5 protein-coding genes and 1 pseudogene are annotated in these 8,269 nt (G+C 36.6%); 5 read left to right on the top strand and 1 reads right to left on the bottom strand.

Features of this window, described 5'->3' with window-relative positions:
* Positions 1-329: 329 nt before the first annotated feature.
* The 5 genes from QWY78_RS05485 to QWY78_RS05505 are packed head-to-tail and all read left to right on the top strand — an operon-like array spanning position 330 to position 6,500.
* Positions 330-515 (top strand): TetR/AcrR family transcriptional regulator, encoded by a 186-nt coding sequence (locus tag QWY78_RS05485; RefSeq protein WP_435389054.1) that lies wholly within the window; start codon positions 330-332, stop codon positions 513-515.
* On the top strand, positions 509-781 hold the full coding sequence (locus QWY78_RS05490; RefSeq protein WP_290217358.1) for a hypothetical protein: 273 nt from the start codon (positions 509-511) through the stop codon (positions 779-781). Before QWY78_RS05485 ends, QWY78_RS05490 begins: the two co-directional genes overlap by 7 nt.
* Before the next feature lie 59 nt (positions 782-840).
* A complete protein-coding gene (locus QWY78_RS05495; RefSeq protein ID WP_290217359.1) occupies positions 841-2,190 on the top strand; it encodes a TolC family protein in 1,350 nt (449 codons plus the stop codon).
* A 55-nt stretch (positions 2,191-2,245) separates the two neighbouring features.
* Complete coding sequence (locus QWY78_RS05500) at positions 2,246-3,307, top strand: efflux RND transporter periplasmic adaptor subunit (protein WP_290217361.1); 1,062 nt, start codon at positions 2,246-2,248, stop codon at positions 3,305-3,307.
* Between the two features lie 4 nt (positions 3,308-3,311).
* The gene (locus tag QWY78_RS05505) at positions 3,312-6,500 is read left to right on the top strand and encodes an efflux RND transporter permease subunit (RefSeq protein ID WP_290217363.1); all 3,189 of its coding nucleotides are present in this window, start codon (positions 3,312-3,314) and stop codon (positions 6,498-6,500) included.
* Between the two features lie 103 nt (positions 6,501-6,603).
* Here the strand turns inward: QWY78_RS05505 and QWY78_RS05510 are convergent.
* A pseudogene (locus QWY78_RS05510) lies at positions 6,604-8,157 on the bottom strand (helix-hairpin-helix domain-containing protein); the annotation flags it as partial.
* Between the last annotated feature and the right edge of the window lie 112 nt (positions 8,158-8,269).

An 8,269-nucleotide genomic window follows, 5' to 3' on the forward strand; every position in this document is an offset into this window, starting at 1 on the left:
TGAGATTGTTCATGTATTTAAGTGATTGGTAGTCAGGTAAATATACGATTTTTTAATCAAATGAACAATCTTTTTTCCTATATTTCTAAATGCACAACGGGTAAAAGAATAGTAAAGCGAAACATGATTTCTCATGTACTGAGATTAAATTAAACATTCTCTAAAAGTTAACCATTACAACTATCTAAATATTTTAACAAAAACTAGGAAACTATTTTTGTTTTTAAGTTTTATGGTGTATATTTGCACTCGAAATTATGGAAGAAAACATAGAATTTTTGTGCAAAGCAGCAGATCTCTTCATAGAAAATGGGGCGAAAACACTGACGATGGATGATATCGCTAAAGAATTTGGTATTTCAAAAAAAACGCTTTATCAGAAATATAAAAATAAAGAAGAACTGATTGAAGAAGTACTTTACTACAAGTTGGTAGAGCTCATTGAAAGACTGCAATTTTTAGATGAAAATATAGAAAACGTTGTAGAAAGAATGATTTGTNCAAGCACATGTTGAATTTTTCAGAAAAATTTTCAGAAGTACTGGTGCATAATATTGAAAAAGGACGAAAACAGGGGTTGTATAGAGGTGATTTCGACGCAGAAATATATGCAAAAATATTCTTTCAACTCGTGATGTCTTATGACAGTTCGCCATACATTGATTCAAAAGTCATCGATAGGGAACATTATAATCGCCAAGCTCTAATCATGTACATCAATTCAATAACTACGGCAAAAGGAAGAGAAGTTTTAGAAAGTTTTCAGCATAAAATAAAATAAATCTGGAATTTTCAAAGAAAACTTACCACTCAATTTTTAATAAAAAACAATTATTTATAATGACCAATTGGAGAAAAATGGCTCTCGGAGCAGTCTTTTTTGCGTTTTCAATCACAGGGTTGAAAGGGCAAGAGATTGTCACCCTGAAGGAGGCCATCGAGTACGCTCTGCAAAATAAGGCAGAAGCGCAGAAAGCAAAATTAGATATTCGCAACGCAGATTACCAGATCATGGAAGCGAAATCTGGAGCATTACCTCAAATAAATGGTGTTGGGAACATCACCTACAACCCGATTTTGCAAACAACTGCTTTAGATGCAGGTGCTTTCAGCGGTGGGCCAAGTAATATCCAATTGATTTCCTTAGGTCAAAAATGGAATGCAGGTGGCGGGTTGCAACTGTCCCAGGCAATTTTTAACCAGCAGGTTTTTGTGGGCTTGAAAGCTGCAAAATCCACGAAAGAATTTTATCAACTTAATGCGCAGTTGACAGAGGAGCAAATTATTGAAAGAGTTTCTAATGCTTATTTTCAGGTTTTCACCATTCAGCAGAAAAAAGAAACCTTAGAAAGTAGTTTTACCAGTACAGAGAAAGCCAGAAACATCATCAAGAGTTTGTTTGAAAATGGTTTGGCGAAAAAAATTGATCTGGATAGAACGAACGTGAATCTCACCAATATTTCTACCCTTATCAAACAGTTGCAAAACGATATCAATCAAGCTGAAAATGCTTTAAAATTCTATATGGGAATGCCCATAGAAACAGATATCGAATTGGTGAAGGGAGATATGGAAATTACCCCGCACCTTTTGGCAGAAACATTAGGTACAGAAGATCGAACCGAGATTTTGGTATTAGATAAACAAAAACAGTTGTTAGAATTTAACAAACAGGCAGTAGAAGCGGCATATTATCCAACCGTGAATGTAACGGCCAATTATAGTTGGCAAGGTTTGGGAGATAAATTTCCTTTAACAAATGGGCAAAAAAATGGAGTGTATTGGGCAGATTATTCAGCAATTACTTTAGGGGTAAATATTCCTATTTTTAATGGTTTTGCCACAAAAGCGAGAGTAGAAATGGCTCAAATTGAATTGGATAAATTGGATATTGATATCATGGATACTAAACTTGCTTTAGATTTATCTTATCAAAATGCCAAATCTCAGATTGAAAACAGCTTGTCTGCATTAGAAAATCAAAAAGCTAATGTGGAACTGGCAGAAACAGTAACGGCAAATACGAAAAGCAATTACCAATATGGTTTAGCCACTCTAACGGAACTTTTGGAAGCAGAAAACGCTTTGGTAGAAGCAAAAAACAATTATAGCAACGCTATTTTAAATTACAAAATTGCCGAAGTGCAATATTATAAAGCCAAAGGAGACCTAAAAACTTACCTAAAATAAACGAAGAAGAAAATCTAGAATTAAGATTGAATTTGACCTAAAAAAATTATTCCAAATGAAAAAAACTTTAATATATATCGTTGTAGCACTAATACTCGTTGGTCTTGGAGCGTACAAAATTGCCAGTAACAAGGCAAATCAAAAGAAAGAAGTGGCAGAAGTTGCAAAACAGGTTGATAAGATTAACGTGAATGTAGTAACAGTAGGAAGAGAAAACATCAATACGGATTATACAGCAAACGGAACTTTTATCCCGAAACAGGAAACCAATCAAGCCGCGGAGATTTCTGGGAGAATTGTGAATGTAATGGTAAGAGAAGGATCCAGAGTGAGTGCAGGCCAAGTTTTAGCAACTATTAAAAGAGATGCCATCGAGGTAGATGTTTCTCAGGCTCAAAATAATTTACAAAACGCAATCATCGATAATCAACGGTATGAAAACGCTTACAAAACCGGCGGAGTTACCAAACAGCAAGTTGATAACTCTAGACTACAACTGAAAAATATGCAGTCTGCAGTACGAGCACAAAGTGTTCGGGTAAATGATACCAGCGTACGTGCGGGAATCAGTGGAATCATTAATAAAAAAATGGTTGAGCCAGGAATGGTTGTTTCGCCGGGTACTCCATTATTTGAAATCGTAAATATCAATAGTGTAAAATTATCGGTTTTGGTTGATGAAAGCCAGATCGGGAGAATACAGATTGGACAAAATGTTGCCATCAATGTGAATGTTTTGCCTGAAGAGACTTTCAGCGGGAGAATTTCATTTATTGCTCCGAAAAGTGATGCTTCATTGAATTTCCCAGTAGAAATTGAAGTAGCCAATAACGGCCAGTTAAAAGCGGGAATGTATGGTACCGCATTGTTTAAAACCAATAATGGCGTGGAAACTCAAAATATGTTGACGGTTCCAGCAGAAGCTTTTGTAAATGGAGTAAGTTCTGGACAATTGTTCATCGTGCACAACGCAACTGCGAAAATGATCAACGTGAAAACTGGAAAAGTGTATGGTGGTAAAGTACAAATAATCAGTGGATTAAAAGGTGGTGAGCAAGTAATTACTAGCGGACAAATCAATTTAGAAAACGGATCAAAAATTAATATCGTAAAGTAGAACAATGAAGTTAGCAGAAATATCAATTAAAAGACCGTCGCTCATTATCGTATTATTTATGATTCTGACATTAGGCGGAATTCTGAGCTACTCCATGATGGGGTACGAGCTGATCCCGAAATTTGAAACCAATATGGTAACCATCTCCACGGTTTATCCGGGAGCATCGCCAAGTGAGGTAGAAACATCAGTGACCAGAAAAATTGAAGATGCGGTAGGGTCTTTAGAAAACGTAAAAAAAGTAGAATCCTCTTCTTACGAAAGTCTTTCCGTAATTCTCGTTCAGCTGAATACTGGGGCGGATGTGAATTATGCACTCAATGATGCACAACGTAAAGTGAATGCCATTCTATCTGAATTGCCAGATGACGCAGATGCACCTTCATTAAATAAATTCTCATTGGATGATTTACCGATTATGACCATGAGTATTTCGAGTAATAAACTCAATAACAAGGAGCTTTACGATTTATTAGATAAGAAAATAGAACCTATTTTTTCCCGGGTAAATGGAGTTGCACAGGTAGATCTTGTTGGTGGCCAGGAGCGTGAAATACAGGTAAGCATTGATGATAAAAAATTGCAGGGTTATGGAATTACGATTTCTGATGTTCAGCAGGCTATCCTCTCTTCCAATCTAGATTTTCCCACGGGAAGTTTAAAATCCAGAACCACAAAATCTACCATCAGATTATCTGGAAAGTATCAATCTATTGAAGAGATGAATAACCTGGTTATTTCCTCGAGCAATGGTGCCCAAGTAAGGCTTTCAGATGTTGCCACGGTTTTTGATACGCAGAAAGATATTGATAAGATAGCAAGATATAATCAGAATCCTACGATTTTGATGCAGGTGAAAAAACAGTCTGATGCCAATGCAGTAGCGGTTTCGGAACGTGTTCAGGAAACCATGGCGGAAGTGGTGAAAAACTACGCAATACAGGGTTTAGCTGTAACCATCGTGGATGATAGTACAAACTTTACCCTCGATGCTGCCAACCACGTACTCTTTGATTTGTTTCTTGCAATTATCTTAGTGGCGATCGTGATGTTGCTCTTTCTTCACAACATTAGAAATGCATTTATCGTTATGGTTTCTATTCCGATCTCTTTGGTAGCAACGTTTATCGGAATGTATTTAATGGGATATACATTAAACTTAATGAGTTTATTGGGACTTTCATTAGTGGTTGGTATTTTGGTTGATGATGCCATTGTAGTTCTAGAAAATGTGTACCGTCACATGGAAATGGGTAAGAGCAGAATTCGCGCAGCCTACGATGGTGCCTCGGAAATCGGCTTTACGGTAACTGCTATTACTTTGGTAATTGTAGTAGTATTTTTACCCATCGCTATGAGTTCAGGTTTGGTGTCAGACATTTTGGCGCAGTTCTGTGTCACGGTAGTTATGGCGACTTTATTTTCTCTACTAACTTCCTTTACAATCATTCCCTGGTTGTCTTCAAGATTCGGGAAAGTGGTGCATTTGACGGGTAAAAATCCCTTTGAAAAATTCATCCTCTGGTTTGAAGGGCAATTGGATAAATTTACACACTGGATTACCGATATTTTAGAATGGTGTTTAAAAACTGGATTAAGAAGAATTATGACTGTGGTAGTAACATTCGTGATACTGATCTCTTCTTGTCTATTAGTGGTATTCGGATTTATAGGAGGGGAGTTTTTCCCGAAAATGGATCGTGGACAATTCTTAGTTCAAATGGAATTACCAAAAGATGCAACCATTGAAAAAACAAATCAGGTTACTTTAAATGTGGAAAAATATTTAAGAGATAATCCAAATGTTGTCAACTTAATTACCACTGTGGGTCAGCAATCTTCAGGCTTTGGTGGAGCGCAGGCAACCGCATACCAGTCTGAAGTTCAGGTAATTTTAAATGATAAATCAGAACGTGATGAGAGTACCGATATTATGTCGGCAAAAATCAAAAGAGATCTGGAAGAAAAATTTACCGGTGTAGAATTTAAAACTGCACCTATCGGATTAATGGGAGCAGATCAAAGTCCCATCGAAATGGTAGTAACTGCTGCAGATAACGAAACAGCAAACAAAGAAGCCAACAGAATCTTAGAACTACTGAAAAAAGTTCCCGGATCTGTAGATGCAGAATTGTCCACCGATACCGGAAGTCCGGAAGTTCGGGTAAATATCGACCGTGATAAAATGTCTGCGTTAGGTTTAAATCTTTCAAACGTTGGTATGGCAATGCAAACCGCATTTAATGGAAATACAGACGGAAAATATAGGGCTGGAGAATATGAATATGACATCAATATCCGTTTTGCAGATGCCAATAGACAATCCATTGAAGATGTAAGAAATTTAATGTTTACCAATAATAAAGGAGAACAAATCCGGCTGAGCCAGTTCGCAAATGTAGATATGAGTTCTGGGCCAAGTTTACTGCAGCGAAGAGATAAATCTCCTTCTGTAAAAGTACTTTCCAAAGTAGTTGGTCGTCCTGTGGGAGACGTTGCCAATGAGTGGTCTGCACAATTTATGGACAATGCAGAAACTAAACCAGCCGGTGTCAATTATATTTGGAGTGGCGATATGGAAAATCAGACAGAAGGTTTCGGAAGTTTAGGAATTGCGTTATTAGCCGCTATTATTCTGGTTTATTTGGTAATGGTAGCTTTATACGACAGCTTTGTATATCCATTTGTAGTACTATTTTCTATTCCTTTAGCATTGATTGGAGTAATGGTAATTCTAGCATTAACCAATAACTCATTAAACATTTTTACTATGTTAGGAATGATTATGTTGATTGGTCTGGTGGCAAAAAATGCGATTATGATTGTAGATTTTACCAATATGCGAAAAGCAGCCGGCGCAAGTACGCACGATGCATTAATTCAGGCGAATCATGCAAGGCTTCGTCCTATTTTGATGACCACCATTGCAATGATTTTTGGGATGCTTCCCATCGCCTTGGCAAAAGGAGCGGGCGCAGAAATGAACAACGGTTTAGCTTGGGTGATAATTGGCGGATTAACCTCTTCCTTATTCCTAACATTAATCATTGTTCCCGTGGTTTATTCACTTTTTGATTCTTTGCTTAGAAGAATGGGGAAAGATAAAAAAATAGATTTTGAAGCAGAAATGATCGCAGAATATGAGCAAAAAGAATTAAGCGAAGACGGATATACTCCGAAACATCAGTTATAATTATCTTTTGCTTAAGTATTTTTTAAAAAGCCGTTTCAAACATTTGAAACGGTTTTTTTAATGGGAGTAAATTAGCATCATCATCCGTATTCTAATATTTACTTTAGACTATAATCATACTCAACTGAATCCTTTTCCGCGCCTCATCTACTTCGGTAACTTTCACTTGTACGTGCTGATGCAGTTTCACCACCTCATTTACATCAGATACAAAACCTTCTTTCAATTGGGAAATATGAACCAGGCCACTTTCTTTTATCCCCACATCCACAAAGCAACCAAAAGCCGTAATGTTGTTTACGATTCCAGGTAAAATCATCCCAATTTTCAAATTTTTAATGGATTTTACCTTTGGATCAAATTCAAAAACTTTTGCAGCTTTTCTCGGATCCAAACCAGGTTTTTCCAATTCTTTCAGAATATCTTTTATTCCTAAAATACCAATCGTATCGCAAATGTAATTTTCTGGCTTAATGGTTTGAATTATTTCTCTTTTACCAATGAGCTCATCGGTCTTTAAGCCCAAATCTTTCGCCATTTTTTCTACTATTTTGTAGGATTCTGGGTGAACTGCAGAATTGTCTAAAGGATTTTTTGCATTGGATACCCTTACGAATGCTGCCGCTTGTTGATAGGCTTTTTCTCCCAAACGCGGAACTTTTTTCAGTTGTTTGCGATCGGCAAAAGCACCATTTTCTGCACGATAATTCACAATGTTTTCTGCCATTTTTTCCCCAATTCCAGAAACGTAGCTAAGCAAAGATTTGCTTGCTGTATTAAGATTAATTCCTACCGCATTTACACACTTCATCACCGTTGCATCCAGTTCAGTCTTTAGTTTAGCTTGATCTACATCATGCTGATATTGTCCCACACCTATAGATTTTGCTTCTATCTTTACGAGCTCCGCCAAAGGATCAGACAATCTTCTGCCGATAGAAATTGCTCCGCGCACCGTAACATCAAAACTAGGAAATTCATCTCTGGCAATCTTACTCGCCGAATACACCGATGCACCGGCTTCTGAAACTATAAATACCTGCGGCGGTTGTTTATCAAATGCTATTTTTTTTATTAAAAATTCTGTTTCTCTGCTTGCAGTTCCGTTTCCAATGGAAATTGCTTCTATTTGGTATGCATTAACCATGGATCGGATTTTCTTTATCGCCATGCCAGATTCATTTTGGGGTGCGTGTGGATAAATGGTTTCATTGTATAACAGATCTCCCTTTTCATCCAGACAAACGATTTTACAACCACTTTTGTAACCAGGATCTATAGCCAAAATTCTTTTCTCGCCCAATGGCGCTGCGAGAAGCAATTGCTTTAGATTTTCTGAAAATATCTCAATGGCTTTTATATCTGCTTTTTGTTTTGCTTGTTGCAATATTTCATTTGAAATTGCTGGTTCTAATAATCTTTTGTAACTGTCTTGGATGGCCAGTTTTATTTGATCGGCACAATCACTATTGGATTTAAGAATGGCTTTTTCTATGATGTCTATAGATTCTTCTTTTTCAATCTCAATTTTGATTTTTACAAATCCTTCCGCTTCAGCCCGAAGAATTGCCAATAATCTGTGGGAGGGAATTCTATATAAATGTTCTTCCCAATCAAAATATTGTTTATATTTATGCGCATTTTCGTCATCAATTTTAATACTAATAAACCCGTTGTGCATTTAGAAATATAGGAAAAAAGATTGTTCATTTGATTAAAAAATCGTATATTTACCTGACTACCAATCACTTAAATACATGAACAATCTC

Origin of the sequence: Kaistella yonginensis, from assembly GCF_030409525.1 — a bacterium.
In the GTDB taxonomy this organism is placed as follows: Bacteria; Bacteroidota; Bacteroidia; order Flavobacteriales; family Weeksellaceae; genus Kaistella; species Kaistella yonginensis.

Bases quoted from the DNA above. Each gene is read 5' to 3' on its own strand.
- QWY78_RS05500 (WP_290217361.1), top strand. From the start codon at position 2,246: ATGAAAAAAACTTTAATATATATCGTTGTAGCACTAATACTCGTTGGT.
- QWY78_RS05490 (WP_290217358.1), top strand. From the start codon at position 509: ATGTTGAATTTTTCAGAAAAATTTTCAGAAGTACTGGTGCATAATATT.
- QWY78_RS05495 (WP_290217359.1), top strand. From the start codon at position 841: ATGACCAATTGGAGAAAAATGGCTCTCGGAGCAGTCTTTTTTGCGTTT.
- QWY78_RS05505 (WP_290217363.1), top strand. From the start codon at position 3,312: ATGAAGTTAGCAGAAATATCAATTAAAAGACCGTCGCTCATTATCGTA.